23 protein-coding genes and 1 pseudogene are annotated in these 26,280 nt (G+C 38.7%); 10 read left to right on the forward strand and 14 right to left on the reverse strand.

The features are described from left to right. Positions 1-35: 35 nt before the first annotated feature. The 3 genes from gwsS to BLR60_RS15120 all read right to left on the reverse strand — a co-directional run bounded on the left by gwsS (position 36) and on the right by BLR60_RS15120 (position 2,512). The gene (gene gwsS, locus BLR60_RS15105; protein ID WP_090501258.1) at positions 36-1,115 is read right to left on the reverse strand and encodes a grasp-with-spasm system SPASM domain peptide maturase; all 1,080 of its coding nucleotides are present in this window, start codon (positions 1,113-1,115) and stop codon (positions 36-38) included. Positions 1,116-1,303: 188 nt separating this feature from the next. Further along, the gene (gene gwsG, locus BLR60_RS15115) at positions 1,304-2,209 is read right to left on the reverse strand and encodes a grasp-with-spasm system ATP-grasp peptide maturase (protein ID WP_090501261.1); all 906 of its coding nucleotides are present in this window, start codon (positions 2,207-2,209) and stop codon (positions 1,304-1,306) included. A 75-nt stretch (positions 2,210-2,284) separates the two neighbouring features. Beyond that, positions 2,285-2,512 (reverse strand): hypothetical protein, encoded by a 228-nt coding sequence (locus BLR60_RS15120; RefSeq protein WP_090501263.1) that lies wholly within the window; start codon positions 2,510-2,512, stop codon positions 2,285-2,287. A 187-nt stretch (positions 2,513-2,699) separates the two neighbouring features. Here BLR60_RS15120 and BLR60_RS15125 point away from each other — a divergent pair, with 187 nt between their 5' ends. After that, positions 2,700-3,095 (forward strand): helix-turn-helix domain-containing protein, encoded by a 396-nt coding sequence (locus BLR60_RS15125; protein WP_090501264.1) that lies wholly within the window; start codon positions 2,700-2,702, stop codon positions 3,093-3,095. A 719-nt stretch (positions 3,096-3,814) separates the two neighbouring features. Here BLR60_RS15125 and BLR60_RS15130 read toward each other — a convergent pair. After that, on the reverse strand, positions 3,815-4,906 hold the full coding sequence (locus BLR60_RS15130; protein WP_090501265.1) for a cadherin repeat domain-containing protein: 1,092 nt from the start codon (positions 4,904-4,906) through the stop codon (positions 3,815-3,817). A gap of 134 nt (positions 4,907-5,040) precedes the next feature. Between BLR60_RS15130 and BLR60_RS15135 the strand changes: the two genes are divergently transcribed. Beyond that, positions 5,041-7,440, forward strand: a complete 2,400-nt coding sequence (locus BLR60_RS15135) for a TonB-dependent receptor domain-containing protein (RefSeq protein ID WP_244155672.1) — start codon at positions 5,041-5,043, stop codon at positions 7,438-7,440. A gap of 344 nt (positions 7,441-7,784) precedes the next feature. Here the strand turns inward: BLR60_RS15135 and BLR60_RS15140 are convergent, their stop codons facing one another. Beyond that, a complete protein-coding gene (locus BLR60_RS15140) occupies positions 7,785-8,048 on the reverse strand; it encodes a RebB family R body protein (protein ID WP_090501270.1) in 264 nt (87 codons plus the stop codon). Positions 8,049-8,512: 464 nt separating this feature from the next. On the opposite strand from BLR60_RS15140, the gene BLR60_RS15145 reads away from it, so the two are divergent. Next, positions 8,513-8,713, forward strand: coding sequence for a hypothetical protein (locus BLR60_RS15145; protein ID WP_143009091.1), 201 nt, complete (start codon positions 8,513-8,515; stop codon positions 8,711-8,713). Positions 8,714-8,743: 30 nt separating this feature from the next. On the opposite strand, the gene BLR60_RS15150 is transcribed toward BLR60_RS15145, so the two are convergent. Then, complete coding sequence (locus BLR60_RS15150; RefSeq protein ID WP_090501272.1) at positions 8,744-9,946, reverse strand: glycoside hydrolase family 76 protein; 1,203 nt, start codon at positions 9,944-9,946, stop codon at positions 8,744-8,746. A gap of 521 nt (positions 9,947-10,467) precedes the next feature. Here BLR60_RS15150 and BLR60_RS24685 point away from each other — a divergent pair. The 5 genes from BLR60_RS24685 (at position 10,468) to BLR60_RS15170 (ending at position 16,957) form a co-directional block, all read left to right on the forward strand. Then, positions 10,468-10,626, forward strand: a complete 159-nt coding sequence (locus BLR60_RS24685; protein ID WP_143009092.1) for a DUF3606 domain-containing protein — start codon at positions 10,468-10,470, stop codon at positions 10,624-10,626. A 15-nt stretch (positions 10,627-10,641) separates the two neighbouring features. Further along, entirely contained in the window at positions 10,642-13,545 is a 2,904-nt protein-coding gene (ligD, locus tag BLR60_RS15155; RefSeq protein ID WP_244155673.1) for a DNA ligase D, read from the forward strand. Between the two features lie 47 nt (positions 13,546-13,592). Next, positions 13,593-14,216 carry a hypothetical protein gene (locus BLR60_RS15160; protein ID WP_090501274.1) on the forward strand — a complete coding sequence of 208 codons (624 nt, stop codon included), beginning with the start codon at positions 13,593-13,595 and terminating at the stop codon, positions 14,214-14,216. Between the two features lie 1,238 nt (positions 14,217-15,454). Next, positions 15,455-16,048, forward strand: a complete 594-nt coding sequence (locus BLR60_RS15165; RefSeq protein WP_090501275.1) for a hypothetical protein — start codon at positions 15,455-15,457, stop codon at positions 16,046-16,048. Between the two features lie 552 nt (positions 16,049-16,600). Then, positions 16,601-16,957, forward strand: a complete 357-nt coding sequence (locus tag BLR60_RS15170; protein ID WP_090501277.1) for a hypothetical protein — start codon at positions 16,601-16,603, stop codon at positions 16,955-16,957. Between the two features lie 142 nt (positions 16,958-17,099). On the opposite strand, the gene BLR60_RS15175 is transcribed toward BLR60_RS15170, so the two are convergent. The 8 genes and pseudogenes from BLR60_RS15175 to BLR60_RS15205 all read right to left on the reverse strand — a co-directional run bounded on the left by BLR60_RS15175 (position 17,100) and on the right by BLR60_RS15205 (position 22,227). Continuing rightward, the gene (locus BLR60_RS15175; protein ID WP_090501279.1) at positions 17,100-17,969 is read right to left on the reverse strand and encodes a hypothetical protein; all 870 of its coding nucleotides are present in this window, start codon (positions 17,967-17,969) and stop codon (positions 17,100-17,102) included. Positions 17,970-18,317: 348 nt separating this feature from the next. Then, positions 18,318-18,674 (reverse strand): hypothetical protein, encoded by a 357-nt coding sequence (locus BLR60_RS15180; protein ID WP_090501281.1) that lies wholly within the window; start codon positions 18,672-18,674, stop codon positions 18,318-18,320. A gap of 1 nt (position 18,675) precedes the next feature. Further along, positions 18,676-19,179 (reverse strand): hypothetical protein, encoded by a 504-nt coding sequence (locus BLR60_RS15185; RefSeq protein ID WP_167354750.1) that lies wholly within the window; start codon positions 19,177-19,179, stop codon positions 18,676-18,678. Next, positions 19,130-19,432: a hypothetical protein gene (locus tag BLR60_RS25215; protein ID WP_244155674.1), complete on the reverse strand. Its 303-nt coding sequence runs from the start codon at positions 19,430-19,432 to the stop codon at positions 19,130-19,132. The genes BLR60_RS15185 and BLR60_RS25215 overlap by 50 nt, the downstream gene beginning before the upstream one ends. 15 nt (positions 19,433-19,447) lie before the next feature. After that, positions 19,448-19,693, reverse strand: a pseudogene (locus BLR60_RS25460) (HNH endonuclease domain-containing protein); the annotation flags it as partial. Positions 19,694-19,783: 90 nt separating this feature from the next. Further along, a complete protein-coding gene (locus BLR60_RS15195; RefSeq protein ID WP_090501285.1) occupies positions 19,784-20,935 on the reverse strand; it encodes a TlpA family protein disulfide reductase in 1,152 nt (383 codons plus the stop codon). 455 nt (positions 20,936-21,390) lie between these two features. Further along, positions 21,391-21,630, reverse strand: a complete 240-nt coding sequence (locus BLR60_RS15200) for a hypothetical protein (RefSeq protein ID WP_090501287.1) — start codon at positions 21,628-21,630, stop codon at positions 21,391-21,393. 234 nt (positions 21,631-21,864) lie between these two features. Beyond that, on the reverse strand, positions 21,865-22,227 hold the full coding sequence (locus BLR60_RS15205; protein WP_244155675.1) for a winged helix-turn-helix transcriptional regulator: 363 nt from the start codon (positions 22,225-22,227) through the stop codon (positions 21,865-21,867). Positions 22,228-22,323: 96 nt separating this feature from the next. On the opposite strand from BLR60_RS15205, the gene BLR60_RS15210 reads away from it, so the two are divergent. Further along, positions 22,324-23,286 carry an aldo/keto reductase gene (locus BLR60_RS15210; protein WP_090501291.1) on the forward strand — a complete coding sequence of 321 codons (963 nt, stop codon included), beginning with the start codon at positions 22,324-22,326 and terminating at the stop codon, positions 23,284-23,286. Positions 23,287-24,147: 861 nt separating this feature from the next. Continuing rightward, positions 24,148-26,265: a S41 family peptidase gene (locus BLR60_RS15220; protein WP_167354751.1), complete on the forward strand. Its 2,118-nt coding sequence runs from the start codon at positions 24,148-24,150 to the stop codon at positions 26,263-26,265. The last annotated feature ends 15 nt before the right edge of the window (positions 26,266-26,280 follow it).

Consider the following 26,280-nt stretch of genomic DNA (forward strand, 5'->3'; position numbering starts at 1 on the left):
GGTTATAGGATGTTTCAAATGAAGATGCTTATAATCTATTGTTTGATTTTGAAATCATAGTATCTCATTGCTTTTTCTTTTAGGGGATTTGTACTCCATTCACTCCATTCTCCGGTATAAGGATCATATCCACATTTCAAAGGTTTAGAGGTATCTAAACCTTCTTTGTTTTGATGCGTTTTTTCTGTAAAAGCCCTGCAGTCTGTACATATATACCGAAATTCACAATCTTTGCATATCTCTATATGATCTTTGGTGAGATTCCAATATTTTTTAAATCCAGCCATTTCTAATACTTTTTCTAAGCTAGTATTACGGATGTTTCCAAAATGATCTGGCATTAGCGGACAATTCTTTATATTTCCATCTATATCAATACCAATTTTTTTAAATAAGCAGGAATTATAATTTTTACTCTCAAATATTTTGCTGTTGTTTGTATTAAAGTACTTTAAATCAACAATTCCACAGTTTTTTATAGTGATATAATCCTTGGTATATTCTAAACTAAATTTGAGGTTTTCATTTGTAGAAAATGTAATTGTATCACAGTTATAAAGTACCAATTTATAAATCCGCTTGCTGGTATCACTAAGGTATGACAGAAAAGCGTCATTAATCTGATCATAATAAGGGCAATATATTTCGATTCCCTCTAACGGGGTATTTTCGAAAATAAAATCAAGCTCTCCCAACTCTTCTTTCGATAACTGGCGAATGCTATATATCACTAAATATCGGATATCTATCGTATCCATTGCGGATCTGATTTTATGCAATACGGAAAAATTATCCAGTTCTAAAAATAGATTACTTATTACATCAGAACTGTCATAGTTAAAAGAAAGCTGATTAAAGCTATTGTCCCAATTGTTGTGGGATATAAATCCATATTCATTCTCTAATAAAAAGGCAATATATTCGTTAATAATTTCTCCGGAATCACGATCGTATTCTTTAATAACGTCTTCAATGGAGTTTAATTTAAGATCCTCAGTTAAGTTATAGAGATCAAGCGACTGTAATTCTGATACATTTCTTTCTAAATCAGAAATTAATATTCTGCTAGCTCCTTTTGTTAATAATACGCTGCTAAATAAATTAAAATATCTCATAACATTCTGGTAAAAGCCTTAAAAGGAGTTACTCTGGTCAAAAAATCAGTTTGGAATTTGTCGCATTTGACATAGCATATTTTTTTATTTAATTCTTTTGATTTTTTTGAGCCTAATTTATTGAGATATTTAAAATTAAGAGGAAGCTTATTCTTTTCTTCAGATCGTATTCTATTTTCCATATTTTATTACAGATAATCAGCTATTTCTTTTTCCAGTGCATAATTACATATATCGGATATTCCCAAGAATTGCCCTACAGGATTGACTTCTAAAAAATAGAATTTTCCATCAATTGATTTTATAAAGTCAATTGAACCACAATTATAATCCAGCTCAGTCATTAAAATACAAATTTTATGGTGTATTTCGGGGGGTAGGGTATATCTCACATTTCTATTGGGCTTTCCATAATTATAGATTCTGTTATCTATTTTGGTCTGTTCATCATTTTGAGAAAATATTGCACAAGACCAAACTTTTCCATTCAAATAGAAACACCTGATTTCAAATTCTTTCTCAATTTTTTCTTGAAAAAATGTTGGAAAAAATACTTCGTCTTCGTGCTTATCTATTATGGAAGTATATAGGATCCCATCAAAATCATCAAATGCAGACTTAACCATTATATTTTCAGAAATAGATTTGGTAATTGTTTTTCCCAGATTTATATGATCAGTATTGTCAGCCAGAAAATAAGTTGGTACATCTAATCCTACCGCTACAGCCTTTTCTAAAATTAATAATTTATTGGTGCGGTTATTACTTTGTTTATTGATATGTCTTTTTGATTCTAATTTTTTTATAACATAATCTTCCAGGCAAAACTGCGTTTCATCCATAATCTTATTAACAGATTCATTTTGAAACTGTAACCGATTAAATTTTATCCCCCCTCTTCTAAACCAAACACTATTGATATCATCAATGTAAAATGAGTTCCTTTGGCTTTCAAGTAAAATTTTTTTATCAATTACTTTAATTTCAAATAATTCAAATTCATGAACCCTGATATACTTTTTATCAAAAATATGAAGCCATTTAATCACTTCATTTGTTGTAAAATCTTTATTTGCAGATAATATCAATATCATATAGTGAATAGGGGAAATAAAAAAACCGTTTCAAAAAGATGAAAACGGTTTAAATTTTTTTGAAAAATAATTGATTTAATTCACGTCGAAGCTACCTTCGGGAACGCCTACCATCAATGTTCTTCTTCCTAAGTATTGTCCGGTTCCATTAGCCCCAGAATATACATCCCACTCTGCACATCCATCACCACAATCAACATTAGATCTAACAACAGATTTACCACCCTGAACGGATTGAAGGTCTTTTAATTTTTTGTTTTCAAGAGCAGAAATCGTCTTTGTAAAAGAATTTAAATTTTTCATAATTGATTTGCTTTAAGTATTAAAATATAAAATTTGAATTAGATAAAAGGCATCTGTAGCTAATAACAACTATTTGTAATATTTAATTTACCTTGTATACAACGAATATATACAATTAGATTTAATAGTTTTATAACACGTTTTTCTAATTTTTAGAAAAAAAATTCTAAATTATTCTTCTTTCAATATGGTAATAGGTGCAAAGCTTAAACAAGCAAGAGAAAATAAAAGAGTGAGCCAGGAAGAACTGGCGCTTATTTTGAAAACCACGCAGAAAACGGTTTCCAACTGGGAAAGTGACAAGGGGCTTCCCTCATTGGATTATTTAGCCAAAATAGAAACTGTTTTGGGAGTAGATATTTTGTCCTGGTTAGCAGAAAACGGTATTGTTTTTAATCACCATAACGAGAAAGGAGAGCATGCTGCAATTAACAATAAAAATTTTTCTGAAGAACTGAAGGAGCAATATGAAAAAAGGCTGGAGGATAAAGACAAGAACATAGAAGAACTTAAAAAAGAGATTCATTTTTTACGGAAAATGCTGAATACAAAGCAAATTGTTATAAAAAAAGAGACATTTTAATGCTCCTGGCTTTTATACCATTAACGAGGGTGATATTTTAATTTATCCGCGCTGATCTTTCTGTGAATGAGTGTGGTTTATGCATTGTTGTTTGGTGATTAATTTTTTCCAATATAAAAGATGCATCCATTACAAATTAGATGGGGAATAGTAAGGACCGGGCGAATTACGGCAAAAAACATAGTTTGATTAGTGCCTGTGGCTGCTAAATCTGGTGTTAAATTTTTAACAACATTTATTCTCCATCCCATACAAATTTGGAGCCAGCGTGCCAACGGAAAGTAGCAACTCTGCAATTGAACTGACATTTGTTTTTTGGTTATTCAACATTTCAATACACTTTTGCGGATGTCTGCAGGCAATATTTAATGGATAATATCATCATGTCTTCGTTTATGGAGACAGAGCGGCTTATTTCCCCGATGTTAAATGTCTATAGTTGAATCTTACCTACTGCAACCCATTCCGTAAAATCCGTTACGCTTCGCCCTCATAAAAATGGCCACATCGCGTAAGCGTCAAACATCACTTTAAGTCAAAAGCGGCGTCTTTAGCTCGAACGAAGGGCCATTTAAAATATAATATATAAGCTAAAAACCTGGAAGCTGTAATGTAATATTGTTCATATCATATACCAATTTATGATAAGTGCCATTATGAAATAATAGCTGTTAGACCAGATTAAATGCCAGGAAATTAAAAATAATATTGCATAAGGGTTATCCTTGCTCCATATTCAGTGTCAGCGTAGTTGAAAATTCAAGTCCCGTGGTTGTTTTTGCGCTTACCGTAAATTTATAGGAACCTTGCGTTAGGGTTGTATTCTTTTTAACGGTCACCGATCCTGTTTTTTCATCAATGCCAAATATGCCGTCCTTATTGTCAATGGCAACCCCATTTTTTTCAATTGAAGTGATGCTGAAAGTGGATTTATACTGTTCAGGGTATAGCGTTGGCGAGGCTGACAGGTAACCATTAGATAAAGCAATATAAACGCTATTGGTGAGGATAGTTAAATTCAGATCAGCATAATACGTTCCATAAAAAAATTTAATCTGCGGAATGAAAGTTACTTTGAAGGCTCTTGATGCAATGGTAAAACCATCTTTTTGTAGTACCGGAATAAGGTCATAAGCCTTTTCTGCCTTTTTCGCCGGATCACCGGCATTGGTGCCAAAACTCAATTTGTTTGAAACGAATGATATAGCTGTTCCAAGTGTCGCTTTATTTTCCAATGTCCACGTGCTATTTGTTAACCATGCAGCAGGAGCTTCCATTTCGAAGGCAGCTGCGTCTCCGTAAAGAACATAAGCGGAGGGAACAGCGCTCTGGTTATCTAATCCTTTGATGGTCAGTTCTGCGGGGCTAATCTTTAAATCAAAAGTCTGCTTGGCCTCAATGCCCTGCGATTTAGAACTAACCTGTACCGTAACCTTATAACTTTCGGGTATTTTATTTCCACTTGTGGATGATACGCTGTTATTTGGGTAAAGCAGCATACTGTTTACATGCAGTTTTCCTGTAGTTTTATCAAAAACAATGGCACGCGAAAGCTGGTCGCGAAGTTTTACGGAAGTATTAACCTGTATATTCTCTACCTGGCTAAAATCCAGACTAATACCGGCATCAGTAGCATTCTGTACACTAGCTGGCAGGCTGATGTCTTGTTCCTGTCCATAAACCAACGATACGGTGGATGGCAAGCCCAAATCAATTGTATTAAGTTCCAGCTGTTTATCTTTTTTACAGGCCGATACCGACAGGAATAATCCTGCAATTAATAGTACTCTTGGGTAATTCTTTAAAATCATATTTATTTTTTTTTGCAAAAGTATATCTTAAATTTTAATAACGCAACATAATTGCATTAATAATGCAATTATGTTGCGTTTGTTTATTGGGCTTACTATATTTGCCGCTTTTAAGAATAAACCATACAAATTTGATGATGAACCTGCGGTACTTTGCGAGATGTGTTTCCATTTTTATTTTACTTATTCCGGGCCTTGATGGTTATGCGCAGGTAAAAACAACAAAAGATTCTGCCACGATACATCAATTGGCCGATGTAGAGGTTAGTGCCGCCATTCCAGATCCACTGCCTGCTACCAAAAAGATTTCACGAAAAACACTGGATTTTGTTCAATCTAATACGTTGGGAGAAACTTTAAGCCATATACCTGGCATCCAGAATGCAGGTTTTGGGCCAAACTCAGGCAGCCCGATGATCAGGAGCCTGAGTGGAAACAGGGTTAAAATTCTTCAAAATGGTCTGGCAGTAAGTGATTTGTCAGGAATCAGCCCTAATCTAAATGTTATTTCCGATATGGATAATTTATTGGGCATCGATATTTATCAGGCCGAAGCCAGCGTACGCTATGGAGGGAAAGCGATAGGCGGGGCAATAGATCTTCGTGACAATACCATTCCCAGGCAGCTGAGTAAGCAGCGTTTAACCGGAAGCCTCATTAATATGGGTGGAAGTAACTCAGGTTTTAAGCAGGCAATTGACCTTAACGGTAAGCTGGGCGGTAAGTGGAGCTGGCACGTGGGCGGGATGAACCGCTGGAATTACGACTTGAGAATTCCCGGCAATACCAAAGCGCCAATAGCCTATGATCCGGCTATTGATAACCTGACTGCAAGCATGGCGCAGGTAGATGTGGATAAAGTGACAACGCGGAACTTAACTTTATATCCATACATCAGCCAATTTGCTCTCGATTACCTGAACGATCCGCAATGGGGGCTTAGTGAGGCCGATTTATATACCTTTCAGGAAAAATCGTCAATAGGAGGTATGCTGGTCGCCAATCCGAAAAACCCGGTTTACATTTCTGGGCAACCCGCCGGTACGCCTTTCTCCACTACTACGGTAAGAAGCATTACTGATTATGCACCGGTACAAAGGGGAATTATGCCAAATAGCCACTCCAATAGTTATGCTTTCAATGCTGGTACTGCTTATCTGGGAAAAGATTTAGATATAGGTATAGGCTTTCGCCGGTCTTACGGTTATTATGGAATTCCCGGCTTTTCTTTGCGTAAAATGCCCGGACATACGCATGAGGATGGGTCAGCGCATTACAACCAGGTTTATCTTCCTATCAATACCCGTTCTGAACATAATAATGTACTAATGGAGTCTGCTTTTCGGCCGAAGGGTGTTGGCCTGCACGAAATCAGGCTTAACTATTCGACGGGATTTGGTCAGGATAGCGAACTTACCGGAAGCTATCTCGCTAATCGTTTTCAAAGTCTTCAGCATAACCTTCGCCTGGAAATTGCGCAGGATGAAATTGAACACCTTACTGGCCTGAGTGGCTTCGATGCATCTTATCTGCGCATGAAGGGAGCGGGTGAAGAACGCTATCTGCCTGATAACAGCAGCAGGGAATATGGGTTCTTTACCCAACAGAAAATAAGCTTTTCACCCCTCGAGGTCAATTTAGGCTATCGCCGGGATCAGGTGAGCAGGAGGGCCGAACTTACCAAAGGTTATACCCCAAGCAGGGGCCTGGGTGGAGGTAAATTAGCTGCGCGTACCTTCGGACTCGATCAGTACAATGCTTCACTGTTGCTTAAAGTGATTGATATTGCCTTTTTAAAGGCCTCTTATAATCAGGCAGAGCGAGCACCCGATGTGAATGAACTTTATGCCGGTAACGACCATTATGCCATTATGATTGAAGAAAATGGCGACGACAGGTTAAATAAGGAAAGGGCGGGGACGGCTGAGTTTGGAGTTGGCCTGAAATACAAGGATATTAGTTTCTCGCTCAGTCATTATCAAACCAGCTTTCAAAATTATCTTTATCTGGCGCATACCGGCATTTCCAGGTCGGGCGGTTTTTTGGTTAAGGAATGGCGCCAGGCAGATACTAAAATTACCGTATGGGAGGCGGAAATGGCCATGCTAAAAAGTTTCGGTAGTTTTAAAATTAATATGGGTGGTTACTTCGATCTGGTGAGAAATATGAATGTTTCGCACCAAAGCCTTAGAGATTGGGCAGAAGGAGATTACATGCCAAATATGCCAACCAGCCGTTTTGGTTTTTCAGGATCGGTTTCGCGCAAACGAATAGAACTCAACGTTCTTTTTGACCGGTATCTTAAACAGCGCTTTTTGGGAAAAAATATTAACCCCGAACCCCCAATGCCCGCCTATTCATTACTCAGCGTCAGGTGCTCATTTAAATCAATGCTTCATAAATTCAGTTTAAACTATTTCCTGGAAGGCAGTAATTTGCTTAATGTGGAAGCGCGACCTCAAAACTCGTTACTGAAATACCTTGCGCCGCTGCCTGGTCTTAATATCTCGATGGGTATAAAAATCGGTGTATAAAGGAGAAAATGTATGTGCCTGAAATTCAATACCCCAAAAACGATAATGAAATTGAAAAGCCTGGCTGGATAACCGAGTGAACTAAGAAAGGTAATGGTACAATCTCTGGAGATCCAAATAGCGCACATCATTCAATTAAAGAAATACCAGGAAATCCTAATCGTATCCATCCAGCCCAGCACAAACCTTATGTTATTTTTAGGAAAGACGGGGTAAGCTCCAATGCATTGGGTTAGACCTGTACAAAGTAAACCTGCAGTTTTAAAAACTGGTCTTAGCGCTAAAGCCTCAATAGCAGTTCAGTTCGGGTTTACGGTTTTAAAATTTTTGCAGTAGCAAAGGCATCATTCCGTATCAATATTGTAAACCTGTGTAACGTCTTGATTTGTGACAGCCTGCCCGAGAATATTCTGCTGTTGCTGGGCGTTCACAGCATTTTGAAACATAATACCCGTAGAATGTGCTGCAGTTTGATAAACATTTCCCAATGCGACTGGCGGTGCTTCCGCTACAACTTTTACATTGGACTGCGTAACAGCGTCTGTAACTTGTTCATTGATGGATGCTGATCGGGTCTCTGCTGCTGATTGGTTTTCTTCTGGATCCATGATGTTGTTTTAGTTTTGATATAAAGTTAACAAATAGCAGGATAAAAAGCTGCTTTTTAAAATTCAATCCCGTTTTCGTTTTCTGGTTATTTCGAAATGTACGTGGGTGGAGATATGCTGATCAGGGAGCGGCTTATTAAAACATTCGGCAAAGCCTGACCAGTCTGTAAATATAGCAATGATGTCTTAAAACGTTTCAATTTAAGAGAGAGGTCCGTGCCCTTCAACCACCTTGTCGGGTGGTTGAAGGATTTTCCTTTAATTTAAGCTTGCGCCATTTTCGTTCATATCTCGTTAACAGGAATTTACAGCTGATTGTAGCATCGTTAATCCACTCATTTAATCTGAAATACCTGGTCAGATAAATCATTTTAAAACCATAAACCTACCCCTGAAAAACATCTATTCTAATTCCGCTACCTTAATTATTTTATTTATTGTTTCCATACTGATCATTGCAGGGGGTGCAAAAAAGATCAAACCTGGTAAATGAAGTAAAAAAGTATTTTCAGGTTGACCATACGACAGCTAATGCTTACGATGGTGGTTTCGCTTTAACTTACAGCCAGATGGCTATGCAGAAATTCTTTCATTTGGCTACATCCGCTATCGGGAGGCCCATATCATATCCGGAAGCTCAATGGCCAAAACATCAAAATACTTAAAGTTAAATTTTATTTATTACGCTCTAATAATTAACGATAATAGTAAATACCGTTAACCATCGCAACGCCGCAGGTAGTTTCAAAAGCATTACGTATGCTTTCTGGCGTGCGGGTTCCCCATATATTCCACATAAGTCCCTGGCTATTGCGAATAGACCATGCCTGTGCTGCATTGGCATCAAGCCAAGGCCCGTAATTACTTGCTGTACCGGTATTTTTTACAAAAAGGCAGGCCCAGCGTGCAAAAATACTTTTCATGCCCTGTGTATCAGCAATGCCATTCTCATCTTTTAAAATTCCTCCTGGCGAGTTACAAAGGCTATTGCGTGCATAATCCATCGCTTTGGTACCCATTAACAGGTAGTTTATGGCAGGAAAATCAGCACGTAATAAATCACATGCGCCAATAAAAGTTCCCTGCGTATAAGAAAGTGCACCCTCGGTAATGGTACCGGCCTTGTTAATTGCCCCTTTAACTTCACCGCTTGATGAATCGTAAAGTCTGTTCACCATCCAATCCATAATAAGCTTAGCCTTGTTTTTATAACTTACATCACCTGTTGCCTGGTATAACAGCATCGCACATATAACTGCCGGCGCGTTTACACAGGTATTTTTAGTTTGATTATCGGTAGTCCACCATAAGCCACCACCTAACGATTGCGTATCCCAGGCGCGGTTCCACATCATGTTAAAATTATTTTTTGCCATATCCAACATGCCGCCATCATTGGTTATTTTAAAAGCCCTTACACACATTAGTGCTCCCCAAACAATATCATCATTAAATTTATTGTTAGACCACAGTAAACCATAACCATCCCTTACCCCATTGTATAAATAAGAAATCTTGTTTTTTAAATCGGTGCCGGGATTTATATTATAGGCATCTATCAGCATTTCAATCGCTTCCTGCTGGGTCCAGAAATCCATTCTACCGGTGTGGTTATCATCTTTCCAGTAATATGCCTTATAGGAAGGACCATATGTGCCGTATTGATTATAAAAATGATTGTTATAAACCTGCATGGCCAATAAGGCCTCACTTTTAGTAGGTATTGAAAGGGCTGCCACCGTATTGGATTTTGCATTCGAGGCACTTTTTTCAGGTGATAAAAGTGCGATATCTGATTGGTCTTTTTTACAGGCAGTAAACAAACAGCCTAAAGCAAAGATGGTTGCTAAAAGTATTTTTTGTTGCATAATTTCAGTCCATAGGAAGGTAACCCCCATGGCTTAATGGTAATTTTCTTGTTCATAGTTAAAACTGATTTTTATAGATAGGATGTTTTGGTTAGCGGTGTAACGATAAAATTTTCGGTTAGTTGAATATACACACTTGTAATGAATAACATACAATAATGGTTCGCGCAACGAATATTTTACAAAAGCGCACTTAGGAATGACGATGAAACATCGAATTGCTGGTTTCGGTGGAATAAACTATAAACTTATCAATAAAAAAATAGAACAGCTTGTAAGCCCTAACTATAATATGGCTCGGGAAACGATAGTTTCAATAGTAGGTTGAGCCGGGTAAACGCTTACAAAGTACGCTGATCGATACGCGGAGTTTCGCCCACAATGCCGTAGCTACCCATCATGATATAAACCGCATAACCGTTCAAGGCCTGCGCACGTACGTAACTTTCGAACGATTCTCTTAACGGTGTCTAATCAAACAGATGCAAGCCCAAATTCAAAACCAATCCACGGATAACAATGTTATATAGCTAAACTTAAAAATTACGATTATGGCAAGAGGAACAAAAGTGGAGCGCAATTCGGTTTCCAACCAGGAGCACGAGATCAAATACGAAGCGAATAAACTGGATGTAAAACCAGGCAAAATAAAAGATGCCAAGGAAAGCACCGGTAATCAGCGAAAAGCAATTGAAAAAAAGGTGAAATAAAACTGCGAGCCCCACATGGGGCTTTTTTTAGCGCTGATGAAAATCGCATCCTACAACATCAATGGCGTAAACGGCCGATTGGAAAATCTGCTGCGCTGGTTAAAAGAGGCGGCACCAGATGTGGTATGCTTACAGGAACTCAAATGTGAAGATAAAAGTTTTCCTGTGTCTAAGATTAACCAGGCCGGCTACCATGCGGTATGGCAGGGAGAAAAAAGCTGGAATGGAGTAGCAATACTCTCTAAAAACGAAATCAGGGAACTGCGCAGGGATCTTCCCGGTAAGGATGATGAATTTACCCATAGCCGTTACCTGGAGGTTTTTACCTTCGGTATAGTTATCGGGTGTATCTATCTTCCCAACGGCAATCCTTATCCGGGTCCAAAATTCGAATATAAAAAGCGATGGTTTTCGAGGCTTCTCGAACATTCGAAAACTTTGCGGGTTACCGGGCTGCCGGTTATCCTGGCTGGCGACTATAACGTGATGCCAACGGAACTTGATACCTATAAGCCCGAAAAATACAGGGACAATGCCCTTTTCCAAAGGGAAATCAGAGAAGATTTTGCTACGCTGGTAGATCAGGGTTGGACAGATGCCATCCGCACGTTGTATCCTGAAAAACGCATTTATACTTTTTGGGATTACCTCAGAAAAGCCTATGAACGTGATGCAGGCCTGCGCCTTGACCATTTTTTATTAACCGCAGATTTGGCTGAAAAACTTTCTGGCGCCCGGGTAGACAAAGAGGTAAGGGGCTGGAAAGGTTCAAGCGACCATGCCCCCGTTTGGATTGAGCTTTCGGAAAAACCGGTACGAAAAAATACAGCCCCAACCAAAAAGAGCGGGGTTAAAAAAATGCCAGCCTTAACCAATGGGCTCCATGAGCTATTAAAGCAGGCCGATAAAACCCAAATGCCCACCGGCATTAAACCCATGAAGGCAACACTGGTAAACGAGCCCTTTAACCAGCCTGGCTGGATCTATGAGGTGAAATGGGACGGTTACCGCGCCATCGCCTATGGTGAGCAATCAGGTACCAGGCTTTTTTCGCGTAACAACCTGGAATTTTCCCAGTTTACCACCATCACGGCTGCGCTAGGAGAGTTAAAGTTAAATGCCATTTTGGATGGCGAAATTGTTGCGCTAAAAGATGATGGCAGCGCAGATTTTGGTGCCCTGCAGAACTGGAAGAATACCCAACGTGCTGAACTGATCTACTATGTTTTCGATATCCTCTGGTTTGAGGGCTATTCACTATTATCGCTAACCTTGAACCAAAGAAGGAAAATTCTCGAAGCAGTTATGCCCACGGAACATCCCAACATCAAGATCAGCCAAACCTATCATACCAGTGGACTGGATTTTTTTGAGGCTGCAAAAAAAATGAAACTCGAAGGCATTATTGCCAAACGTGCCGACAGCTTTTATTCTTCCGATAGCCGTTCAATGGAATGGTTGAAAATAAAGGTCAAACGCAGGCAGGAAGTGGTTATTGGCGGCTATACCAAAAACGAAGGAACGGAGAAATATTTCAGTGCACTTACCCTCGGTGTCTACGGCCCTAAGGGTACACTGCATTATATCGGGAAAGTAGGCACTGGCTTTAACCAGCAATCGCAAAAGGAGCTGATGTCGGTATTCGAAAATCTCACTACCACCATATGCCCATTCGAAACAGAACCCGATGTGGATGAGCCCTCGCAGTTCAGGCCCAGGCGTATGGGCGCAAAGCCAACCTGGTTAAAGCCAGAACTGATAGGTGAAATAGAATTTGCAGAACTCACTTCAGATGGGAAACTGCGCCAGGCTTCCTTTAAAGGGCTGCGCACAGATAAAAGCCTAAAGGAAGTAATATTTGAACATGAAAAAGATACCGGATCCATTACCCGGGAGGTAGCGCTGGAACACGAGCTTGCAAAACAGCCCGGTAAACCATCTGCTAAATCTACCCAACCCCCAAGAAGAAAAACCTTAAAGGACAAGGCACTACTACTTACCGGCAGCTCAGAAACCGAGGAGAAGAAAGTGGATGGACATATTTTAAAGTTTACCCATCTCTCCAAACTCTACTGGCCTGAGGAGAAGGTATCCAAGCGAGACATGTTTAACTATTATGACCAGGTTGCCCCGCTAATGCTGCCCTACCTGTTGGATAGGCCCCTGTCGCTGAACCGCTTTCTGGGAGGCATACACGCAGCAAGCTTTTATCAGAAAAATGTGAAGGAAACCGCACCCTCCTGGGCACATACCATGCCCCATACCAATGAAAAGGGCGAAGAAAAAAGCTATCTGTTGGGTAAAGATAGGGCTACCCTTTTATGGATGGCAAGCCTTGGCTGTATCGAAATGAACCCCTGGTTCAGCCGCGCGGCCGAACCAGACTACCCTGATTATTGTGTTATCGATCTGGATCCTGATAAGAATACTTTTGAACAGGTAATTAAAGCCGCACAAGTAACAAAATCTATTTTAGACAGCATTGGCGTTCCCGGCTTTCCAAAAACATCAGGTTCTACCGGTATGCACATCTATATCCCGCTTGGGGCTAACTATACCTACGAGCAGTCACAGCTTTTCGCCAACATTATTGTACGCCAGGTAAACCGCGAGCTTCCTAAATTTACCACACTCGAACGCACTATATCCAAACGTGGAGGGAAGATGTACCTTGATTTTCTGCAGAACAGACCTGGCGCTACTATAGCCGGAGTGTATTCCCTGCGTCCAAAGCCTGGTGCTACGGTATCCATGCCATTATCGTGGGATGAGGTGAAGCCAGGGCTTAAGATGAGGGACTTTACCATCTTTAACGCAGTTGACAGGCTAAAAGAAACCGGCGACCTGTTTTCTGGCGTACTGGGCAAGGGGATAGATATGGCACAGGTGCTCGCTACCGCGCAACATCTTTTTAGCTGATCTGTGTAAGGCCATGCCCGGCAGTTAAAACTTAATTTCCACAAACAATGTTAATCAAGAAAAAACTGATGCGAAATTTAATGGAAAAACAGATCAGCACTGGCGCCAAAGCGCTGGTCCTTGGCACAATTGCAGGCTTTGCGCTGGCCACCTTCTACTTTTTGCGCAAACGCAACGGCGCACAAGGCCCGGCAGGTAACCCACAGCATCCCGGTATAAAAGATTTAAATATGGAAAGATATGTATTTGACATTGCTGCCGGTGAACGCAGCGTTACAACTATAGTGGAACAGACAGGTGATTGCTACAGCGTTCAGCTCGATGGCAAGTATATAGGAACCATGTGGCAGGATGAGGAGAAGGACAAGCAATGGCAGACCGGAGACCAGGAACTTGAGCCTTACCTATCCGAAATTGCGCTGCATTTATCTGAAGCATTTTCGAGAAAAGGTTTTGCCAGTTTACTCATGGGCACTTACCCGGAAATAGTATCTACCGTTTGGAAGACTACTGAAACGCTCGAAGTTAACGTTAAAACAGATACTGATATGGAAGTTTTTACCACTTTTTTGAAGGACGAGATATTAAACCTGGTCACCTTTGAAGAACATCTCGATCTTATGGTGAAAAAAGAAAACGATCCTTACTTTGTTATCGTTGGCATAAACTAAGCTATTTAAAGTTCTTCCCGCCATGGAATATGGTTTTGTAGATTTCAAACTTTTCAAAAACCACCAGATTGGAATACCCCGTTTCATTCCCGTTCATGCCAGCCTGCATAGGATTTGCAGATAGAAAGGCTTAGGAACAGTAATAATATTTCAAGCGCCTTTTTGTTATGTTAACAGTAAGTTGTTTAATAAAAAAGCTACAATGAGGATTGCCATTATAACTAACTTGTTAACGGTAATCAATTATTCACAACTTTGAACCATACTGTTTAAACGAATATTGATTAGGAACCCACAACATAAGCTGGTATTTTCGGATAAGTATAAAGCTATACAGAAAGATAAAAATGCTGTAAAGATTTTGCTGATATTAAAATTGCAGATGATAGCTTTGTGGGAAATAAGGCTGTGAGATATGAAATTTAGAAAAACCATTTATTTTTGTGTTATTGCGTATGTACTCTGTTTTCTGCAATGTTACCTTAGTATGCACACCTATGCAAAAGAGCTATCTGCAATGTGCCTAAATTGTATTTTTTATAGGGAAATATTGATAACCAGTTTATTAATTATATATATATATCCTGTAGTGTGGTTGCTCAACATGTTTAAGTTGAGTATTAAAATAAGATATGTCATTAGTTCGATATCCTTTTTTATACTATCTTATTTGGTCAATATCAGTATCTTCGACTCCAGGGTAGCTTCATGGAGCTCATATTCACACAAAGATGTTTTAATCAGCGTTTTTTTTCTTGCTTATCCTTATTTATCAGTTTCTGTACTATCGTTTTGGTTAGCCACCAAAAAGTTAAACTTACTCCAGTAATCTGCCAAATAGCCCTGCTTCATTATTTTTAAACGAATTCTGACTTTCGAGAAAGGTTTTCTAAACGGAGTGATAACAAAATCACTGCTTTTATTGAGGACACAATTAAATTTTTCTCATGCAAAGATTAATGTTTCAACTGATAAGTTAACGGCTGAATTTTATATGTACTTTTTTGAACCCCCGAACTAAAATTATATAAGCGTTATTCCAAACAAAAGATATACCCGAAAGGTTATAAGGTGACTAAAAGCCAAGATATAATGCCATCCAATCTCCCGGGCATCCATAAACATGCCGCTACCTACAATATCCTTTTATTTCCAGGTGATATGAACAGTATTGTAGCAACCCACTTACCAGGGCAGAAGGCTTGCTCACTGCTTATAACAAACTCAATTTTTAACAAATGAAACATTTTACTTTTTGCCTGGCCTGTTTGCTGGCAGTAGCTGGATTTGTGGCCAACGCACAGGCCCCCAAAGAAGAGATCAAAGTCCCGGCTTCGCTGAAGCAGTTCATTCCCCATGGTTATAAGGTGCTTGACCTTACCAAAGGCAACCTGAACAGGGACAGTTATCCGGATGCAGTAATGGTACTCTACAAGGTTGGTGAAGAGAAAACCTCCGATGTAGCCGATCATCCCGAAAAACGCCCTTTGCTGCTTCTTGCCGGTCAGAAAGACAACTCGTACAGGCTTGTGGCACGGAGTGACAATGCCGTTTACTGCGTGGATTGCGGTGGCCAGATGGGCGATCCCTTTACCGGTATTACCATTAAGGACGGATATTTCTCTGTTGAACACTACGGTGGAAGTGGCTGGCGCTGGACCCGTATTATCACTTTTAAATATGTGCCGGCAGAAAATAACTGGTTCCTGTATAAGGATGGGGGTGAAAGTTTTCATGCCACAGATCCCGAGCACGTAGAGACTAAGGTTAAAACAGCTAAAAACTTTGGAAAGGTACCTTTTAAAAAGTTCGACATTTATAAGGATCAATAAACCTGAACTTAACAGAGTAAGAAATCTCCAATATAAATTTCGTTTATGGTGTTCGATAAAAGAAAGCCGGCAGGTTGCCGGTTTTGTCATTTTGGCCCTGGGGTAACAATGTGGCCAGGGTTTAGCATATTTTTGTAATGAAGGTGATGAGGTATGGACTATGGAATAAACCTGATATAATTGCCTTTGTAATTAAGGAGTTGATTAAGCTTAATTTTATCATTGCAGAGGATGTTTCGGACAATTAGGAATTAGATAAAGAATCAAAATGAATAGTTTTGTGCGGGGCCTTCGGTCGGAAATTAACCAGAGAAATAAAAATGGTTTTGACTTTTAATGGCTTTATTCTTTAAAGAAATAGAATTTTAAGAATGTCGTGGCTATGCATTTTCCTTAAATTCCAGCTTACGCGATGTGCCGTCACCACAAAATAGCGCACGTAACAATCAATTATTAACAACAATTTGCTGCTCACTGTAGCATTTGCGCTAATCCACCCGTTTAATCTGAAATACCTGGCCAGATAAATCATTTAAAACCATCAACCTACGCATGAAAAACATCTATTCTAATTCCACTACCTTAATTGTTTTATTTATTGTTTCCATACTGATCATTGCAGGGGGATGCAAAAAAGATCAACTCGTTGTAAATGAAGTAAAAGCGTATTTCCAGGTTAACCATAGCCCGGCTAATGCTTACGATGGTGGTTTCGCTTTAACTTTACAGCCAGATGGCTACGCAGAAATTCTTCCATTTGGCGACATCCGCTATCGGGGGACTTACAAAATTAATGGTTCCAAAATAAAGGTTAGGATTGAACAAGAATCTAAAACTTATACTTTTGAGATTATATCAACAACCGAAATTAGAGAAGAGGAATATGGAACCGTTCTTAAATTAAAATAACTGACGGGTTTTAAGCCTATCCATCTCCTATTTTATGCGTAGCTTTTGATCATTAGGTGATGGCGCATGCAGTACAATAAGTGGAACGGGGTTTGAGCTTCGTCACTATGCGCAGGGTATCTTGGCGATTATCGGGCCGTGTTCATTTCGAAAACCTGATATTTTTCCTGTACGCTTTTTTAATTTCGATCAGTATCACCCCATTGGCGCCTTTTGCGCCGTACACGGCCGTATCCTTTGCATCCTTTAGTACTTCAATACTTTCAATCCAGTCTGGTGATAGCTCACCTAATTTCGAGGCTGCTATTGTACAGCTTTTATTACCGGCCCTGATCAGATAAAGCGGTGATCTGTTCAGCGAGATTGTTGATATACCGCCGAGCATGATCCTTTTCTCGGCGATTAATTTAATGACCATGTTATCATTCAGATAGGTTTCAATGGGGCTGTAGCCTGGCAGGTTGATGATGAATTTGGATAATGTGTCGCCATCAACCAGGTTTAGCTCAAATCTGCCAAGTGAATCGGTTATCGCCAATGCATCTTCTTCTCCCATCCGCCTTACTTTAACGCTGGCAAGTGCTTTGCCATTCGTCTGGTCAACTACGGTTCCTTTTATGGTGATTGGTAAGGTGGGGAGGCTGGCCCATGATGGTTTGGTTTCATTGGCATCTTTGTGCTGTCCTTCGGTTTGTGTCACTGCCGGTTTTGTCTTTTGTGCCTCTGCCGGGCTAATGGCCAGTGCGGCCAGAGCAAGCGGCATGAGCCATTGCCAGCCTATCTTTGCCGGTGGCAGTAACAACAGGTCGCGGTTCATTTGGCTGGCCAGCAGGCGTCCGCATACGTTATCGCTTTTGTGTTTAAAAAAGTCTAACAGTTCCGTATCTGATTTGGTAGTGAGGTCTACGATGTTTTTTTCGCATTTGCCGCAGTGATGTTTGCCGTCTGGCTGCTCAATGTCGCTCCATTGCTGTAAGCATGGCTTGGTCAGGATCAATTGCAGGTTTTTCATGGGCTTAGGTTTTATACAGGATGCGGTAGATTGACTAATTCCATAACTGGTCTGGTTCTTATCGTCAGTTTTAGTTAACGTATGGTTTCAGTTGTCCTGCGAATGATATTTCGATACATCGTCATTCCCAATTTAATTGGGAATCTTAATGCTTTAGCAAAGTGCTTAAGATCCCCGCCTGCGCGGGATCCGATAGCCATGAGATGACGGAAAAACGAAATAAAATGCTGCTCTTAACTGGTATATTTTACCTTTGATACAGCCTGTGGTCATTTAAAGCACGAATTACGCTGAAATCGTGGCTTCACTTTCATTTTAAATTATATACCTTCGCAATACATAATAGGCTTAATGAGGATCAGGCTGTAATTGAGAATCATAACTGCGAATTAATGAATCCAATTGCTTACTATGTGAAAATTCGATGCAAGATTTCATATAAGGCTTCCTCCCTTCATAATCTGCGATGTGGGAAGGTTCAATAGAAAGAAAAGTTTGGTATGCCAGGCTGTCAATAGCCTTGTAAATGTTTCGGGCGCCGGAACGATTGTAATCAGTTATTTCCACATATACCGTTTTACTAATGTCGTTTTGAAGCGCTGTATCTTGTTTGCTTATCAAAGACAAACAACTGCATAATGCATACTCCTTTGCCCATTGGCGTTTTTCGTTTAAGACCGACGCATTGGCTTGTTTTTTACTCACCTTACAGCCTCCCGTGTAAAGTAAAATGCACATAAATGGCATTATCAAAGATGTTTTTTTCATGGTAACTTCCAAACTGTAACTTTTGCCGTTCCACCGTTTGCATTAAAATAATCGTGACCACCAATAGCATGCTTCCTGTCCACAAAGTTGCATGCCCCATGGCCCCGAATTTTGAAGGGTAGTTCGGTTGCATTATGTATAAACCTTTTATATTTTTTAATTTCCCCCTAAAAAGAGTTCCTTGGGGGGCTCCGTCAGCAGCGTTCAACTCAACTTTGTCAGTGGCAGAAAAAATCTGCTTTACATAATTATAGAGATGCGCTGATAAAACGAAATAATACTTACTAGCTGCACCGCTTCGTTTACTAATTGCTGCCAATTCATTTTTTGATAAACGTACAGATTTTTGGGTAAGGTTAATATTTGCCACCTTACTCAGTGGTTCTTCCTGTTTAAAAAATGTGAAGCAATTTATCATTATTGAAAAAAAGAATAGTTTCATCGTTGTAATTTTTTTGCAAATTAATTATCACCTCCTCAATATATTCAAAGCCATTATTACTCGCAATGGTAAGCAGCGGCTGTATAATCTCTAAAAACCTTTCCCGTAAATCTGTTTCAGGCAATTGCTGCGCATCGGCATTAGGGAACAGGCTCAGGTAATCTTCCATTATGGGCTCTTTGGGATAGCTTCCGGTCATCACTTCAATAGCCGTTTTGTGCAGCAGGTAATACCCGTCAAAGTATTCTTCCATCCTGGGCAGCTTGTCATTCTTGCGGCTGTTGAATGATGGATCAGCCGGGATCAGGTTCCAGATCAGATCATGCGATACAAAGGCGTAGGGGATAAAATGTTCAACGGCGAAACTGCCATGGGTTAGTTTTGTATCCGTGTAAATACATTCCAGCGGGCCGGTATGGTCTACAACCCTGTTCCAGAATTTACGCTGGTTGAACAGGCTGTTCCGGCGTGCAGGTTTGATCAGTTTATTTGGGATATCAGTTATCTTCCATATATATTCGTTTTTTGAGACAAATCTTTACCTATTTTGGAACTTTATGAGAAACTATGCCGTGTAGTTGAAATGTTTTGTTGAACGAGTGCATTACTGCAATCTAAAAAGCTTGTTTTGAACCTCAGTTTCTCTAACATCTATTCGTATCATTTCGCCATTAGGATGAACGAGAATGGTTAGAGGAATCCCTACTATTGTATATAAATCAGTTAACTTTTCAAGTTTATCATATGCATATAGAATACGCCAACTATTCTTATTAGCATTTACAATAGTTTGAAATTCGTTAACCTTATTTTTATAGTCCATAGAAATCGTGATGAAATTTATTTTATTATTAACTTTATCGTAAAGAGTTTTTAACAATGGCATTTCCTTGATACATGGCCCGCACCAGGATGCACTGAAAATTAGTAAAGCGTATTTAGTGGAGTCTTGTATCAGATCCTCTTCTTTATGTGTTTTCAAATTCCACAGCTTGATAGTCTTTGGTTCATCTGATAAATAACTTTCAATTCTCTTAGCCCACTTGGATCCATGATGTTGTTGAGAAAAATTAGAGTAAATTTTTTTTACATCTTCCCGTGTAACAAATCTTGTGAGATTTAGGGATAAGTATGTTATTAGGTATCTTGAATCTGGGTAACTTTTAGAGAGCTGAACATAAGATTCTAATTGCTGGTCATAGGACATATCCTTTTTGTCGAACCAACAGAAATATGGTTCTTGTGCGCGGACAGCAATATCGGAATCATCGTTTTTCAATGATAATTGAAAATCATCAACGATTAGGTTTCCCAGAATATTTGTATCGGATTTCCCTAATAACGGTGCTAAATTCTCGTTAGGAAAAACAGTACTTTTAAAATAATCGGCAGTTATAAGATTATCCTTATTTTGAACTCCAATATTCGCGATGAGATTTTTGATGTCACTATCTTTTCTATAAAACCTTATTGAATGGTATCCGTTGAGTAGCGTATCTTTATTAGGAACTATTAGCTCCATAAATTCAGATCTTTCAACGGTAGTATCTGGAATGGTAAATTGCCAACTTGAGTTCCCAATATTTCGTCCTGAAATAATAAGATTGTGTGATTCACGATAATCACGTAGAGATAACGAATTAAATTTTGCTCCCCGTAGAATTACAGTCAGTTTGTATACATCGATCTGTTTCTGCTGCGCCAGAGATATATGGAATATTAAACAAAAGATGCATGATAGGATGAGACGTGGCATATTATTAATAAATATCGGTATAGAACATTAATAGCGAAGATAGTTTCTTTGAAAGGTCGATTATAAAATATTAATATTCACAGAGTCATTTTACGGTAATAAATCGGTAATCAATTCTATCCACCATTTTATGACTGTTTTTCTTTGCCTGAATAGCGCCCACAAGATAACCGCAGAAAGAAAAAAGAAGCAATAATTAATATCTTCGTTTTTAAAAACAGATTAATCTGTTAATTTTCACAATAAGCTTCGTTTAACGCTACTTCAAGTTCTTTGCACCTTTTTATCTTTGGGAATGGAAAAACAAGCTTCTTTCTTCTTTAAAGAGATCAGAATATTTTTTTTTGAATAATTTTATTTCCTTCTCTAGTTCGTCCAAAATATCGAACTGTTCATTTATGAGTTCAAAATGTTTATTCGTTATGTTTTTTTGTAAAAGATTTCCTAAGCATCGTTTATTGAGATTTTTTGTTAGCAGGTAGTTCGACAAATAAATGCGTATAAAAGCCAGGTGTCAGTTTATCGGTTGAATCCTCAATCTTTTGGCCGGGATAGCTTATAATTGCATTATCAATAAATGCAGTAACCTCTTGGTCAGACATTTTTCTCCAGCTTGAATGAAAATCAACATTAGTCCCTACTAAACGTTGAATTTCTAACATTACTAAGTAATGTATTTTATAATCTCTTGTCATATTTATCGTCTATTTAAATTATAGTTCTTCGTTTGCCAATTAATAATCATTTAAGAGATTATTAATCCTTGATACTGGTTTATTGTTATCTTCTATATATGATCATTAACATGCTTCCAGTTTTGCCGTCAGCTGATCATATGCATTATACTTCATGTATTCGAAAAGTAACATTTACCTTACCCGCGGGCTAAAGTTTTCATAGTGCTTATGAAGTCGCGTCTGCAATTAACTTCAATCGATGCTACAAGAAAAAATTTTTTCTTCCAAAACCAGCCTATTCTCTTCGCCCCATCTTGCGGTGGTTTCAATAACTGGTATAAGGGAATGACCAAGTTCTGTCAAGCTATATTCAACCTTATAAGGTTTTATATGATAGTCTTTTCTTGAAATTAAACCATGTAGAACCAATTGATTTAATTGTGCATCCAATACCCTTCTGGAAGCTTGCGTTATCGTTTTGTGAATTCCGCTTGGTCGTTTAATACCATGATAGATACTCCAAAGTAAACTTATTTTCCATTTTCCGCTCATCACTTCCATAAAAAGGTGCAAGCCACAATCAAGTATAGTCGGTGTTTTTTTTTGATACATCATAGACTAATGAATAAAACTTTGATACGGACAAATTTATCCGTTATTGCACAGCAAATTGTCTTCTAATATCTTTGAATAATAAAATTAATCAAAAAAATGAAATATAAATTATTAGGGACACATACTGGTTTGCAGGTAAGTGAAGTTATTCTTGGCGGAGCAGGCTTGGGAGAACGTAGCGGTTATGGTTCAACCCCGGAAGAAGCCTTAGCAATTTTGAAGGCTTATACAGAGGCTGGCGGTAATTTTATTGATACTTCAGATAAATATCAATTGGGAGAATCAGAAGAAATAATTGGCAGATTTATAAAAGGCCAAAGGCAAGATTTTGTGATCTCGACCAAATATACCCTAACAAGTAATGCACAGCCTAAAATAAGTAGTTTTGGCAATCACCGAAAAGCCATGAGGGAGGCTGTGGATGCCTCCCTGAAAAGGCTACAAACTGATTACATCGACATTTATATGCCACATTTTGATGATGCCCAAACGCCTTGGGAAGAAATAGCCCGTGGATTAGAAGAATTAGTGAAGTGCGGAAAGGTGATCTACACCGGACTAACCAATTTTCCTGCATGGAAAATCGCTTTGATCAGTTCCTCTGTACCGCTGAATAGCATACAGGTAGAGTATAATTTGTTGCAAAGGTCCGCGGATCGTGAATTTTTGCCACTAGCCCAAGCGTTAGGTCTGGGTACCATGTTGTATTCTCCACTTGCCGGCGGATTATTGACCGGTAAATATCGAAAAGGTGAGACAGGGCGCTTGGCAAATAGCAGTACAGAAATCAAAAGCGAGGATGATATGGCAAAAATAATAATAGATTATTTAGAATCAGTCGCTCAAGCACATGACACCACACCTGGTCAAGTCGCTTTCGCATGGGCGCTTCACACTGGTCATTTTCCATTGGCTGGCCCACGAAAAATTCATCATTTGGAAGATAGCTTGAAAGCTACGGAGCTTGAATTGACTGAACACGAACTGACTACACTAAACGAATTAAGCCAGATCTCTCTGGGTTATCCTCACGATCTATTAAGACAAGTAAGCGGATAGCTTGATAGTTAGAAAGATGAAATGCTCCAAGTTATAGTCTAGAGATTGTATTGGAGACTACCTCTACTAACAGTTTAAGTAGGTTCAAGAAAATCTGTATTTTTTCAAGTATATTAGAAAATTCTACAACTATCTATGGGATTGACGAAAGCCACATCATTAGTCCGAATGAAAACGGATCGTCTATTAATCTAAGAGTAGAAAATGTTGTGATAATTTCTCCATTGAATGAATTTGAAGTCGCTTTTACGGAGTGCCTGAATATACTTAAAGTCTTTTATGCACTACAAAATTGTTCCCATTGCTATTTCATCAATGACAATTGAAGGCTTACAAGTTCGTTACCTTGACAAGTTAACTAATGTAACAATATATAATGCACTTTTCAATCAGTTCTTAGAATTCCGTAATCTGCAAAACTGGTTAGGTGATAAATCTTTTGGTTATACAGACTCGGAGGTTTGATCAGCTATTGAAACTAATCATCACTTTTAAGTTATCAACCTCAGTAATGATGATTTTTCCCTATTTTGCGATAATTTAATAATTGTTCTGGTTTTGATATTTTAATTGTCCAATAATTGGGTTGTTTATTGAGTTTACCTAAAAAGTAAATTTTCGGCCCCTAAGGTTATCAATGTTTGATTACATAAACCGGTTTCAGAACACGCTTAGCAACCAATACTTTGTATTAAGGAATATAATTATTAGGTTAGGCAATAAACCTGTCGGTTCAATCAGAATTAATATCATATGGCAAAATATTATTTACTCTATTTCCTTATTTTATGGTCCGGATTTAATAAATCAACGAATCACAATAACGGATTTGAGTCCGTAGACGAAACCAACTCACTTCCTATGGGGTGGTCATTTCAAGCAGCCAATTACAATACTATCAAATTAGATTCCATTAGAAAACAGGAGGGGAGATATAGCTTATCTATTGAGAATACCATTGATTTCAATACCCCACAAGAAGTCGGGAATTACTTCCAGATTGAGGCAGATGAGACGTCTGGCAACAAAGAAGTTTCAATTGAGTTGAGAGGCTTTATGAAAATGGACGAAGTTGGAACTTATTATGCTGGATTATGGTTGAAGCTGGAAGGAGAAAATGGGCAATTAGCATATATTGATACAAAGCAGGCAGGCACTCATGATTGGGCCGAATATCGAGTCAAACTCCCATATACCGAAAAAGTAAAGGGGATAGCTTATGGAGGATTTCTAGATGGGGTTGGAAAAGTCTGGTTCGATAATTTCCAGCTTTTTAAGGATGGAAAGCCACTGAAAAACTTAAGGCGCATTCCTCCAAAGAAAGCTCAGGTAGATAATTCGTACCTGCATGGTTCAGGTATAAGCAATGTACAGATAAATGCCAGAAAAATTACCAGACTTGCTATTATAGGGCAGGTATGGGGGTTTTTGAAATATCATCACCCATATGCCGGTAGCGGCGATGTGAACTGGGATGGCGAATTATTCAAAATCTTTGCCTCTACACGTAATTGCAAAAATCTTCGCCAATTAAGTCACTTCCTTGAAGCTTACATAGATTCCCTTCCGAAGGTAAAAAAGTGTGATAACTGTAAAATGCCATCTGCTTCCACGGTGTTAATGGCTCCAGATTATGGTGATCTTTTTACAGGGAAAACGCTATCAGCAAGCTTAACAAACAAACTTAGGTATATCCGGCAAAACAGGTTGGGTGTACAAAATTATTGGGTAAAAAAAGAATCGGGCCTAGGTTATCCGCTATTCATCAACGAAAAAAGCTACGATGAAATGTTATTTCCAGATGCAGGATACAGGCTACTCTCGTTATTTCGATATTGGTCTATCATAAATTATTATTCGCCCTACAGAAACATTACAGAAAAACACTGGAATCAGGTTCTGAAAGATTTCATTCCACAATTTGTCGCTGCCAGGAATGCCGAAGAATATACACTTGCAACATTAAAACTTATAGCGACAATTAAAGACACTCATGCAAACATATTCAATAATTATTCAACCTTAGAATCAATCAAGGGTAAATACCGCGTTCCTTTCAGATCCGATTTTGTCGAAAATAAGCTGATCGTAAGTGGATACCGTACCGATACTTTAAGTATTCAGGATAAGGTTAAAATAGGGGATATTATTGTCTCAATCAACGGAGAAAGAATTGAAAAGCTTGTCAGGAAGTATTTACCCATTACACCAGCATCCAATTACGATACTCAATTAAGAGATTTACCATGGAACTATCTGATGAGAAGTAACGATGAAGAAATGTGGTTTGTGTTTAAGCGAAATGGAAGGCTAATCAAATTAAACATCCCAACGCTCAAGGGCAAATCAAATTATAAAGCGCCCGGAGAAAAACAAAAAGAGGCTTATTATTTAATAAACGATCAGATTGGCTATCTGAATGCAGGTAAATACCAAAATTCGGAGTTGCCACAGATAGAAAAAATGTTTGTGAAAACAAAAGGAATAATTGTAGATATGAGGGAATATCCGTCTGACTTCATGTCTTACACATTCGCAAGCTACATTAAATCATTCAAAAGTATGTTTTTAAAGCAGTCTACGGTAGACTATTCAAATCCAGGTACAGTTGTGTTCACTAATTCAGAATATAACGGACCAGCCAAAAATGGCGAATCATATAAAGGGAAAGTAATTGTGATCGTCAATTCTGACACGCAGAGCCAGGGAGAGTTTACAACAATGGCCCTCCAAAGCTCACCAAACGTTAGCGTAATCGGAAGCCAGACAGCAGGCGCAGATGGTGAGGTAACCACTATTGTACTTCCAGGCGGCATTTACACCCGGATATCAAGTAAGGGTGTATTTTACCCGGATAATTCGCCAACTCAAGGTGCCGGAGTGAAAATTGATTTTATTGTAAAACCAACAATTAAAGGGATAATTGAAAGGAAGGATGAATTATTGGAGAGAGCTGTAGATATTTTAACTAACAGATAGTTATATGTCCTCTAA

The sequence above is a fragment of the Pedobacter terrae genome, assembly GCF_900100705.1.
In the GTDB taxonomy this organism is placed as follows: domain Bacteria; phylum Bacteroidota; class Bacteroidia; order Sphingobacteriales; family Sphingobacteriaceae; genus Pedobacter; species Pedobacter terrae.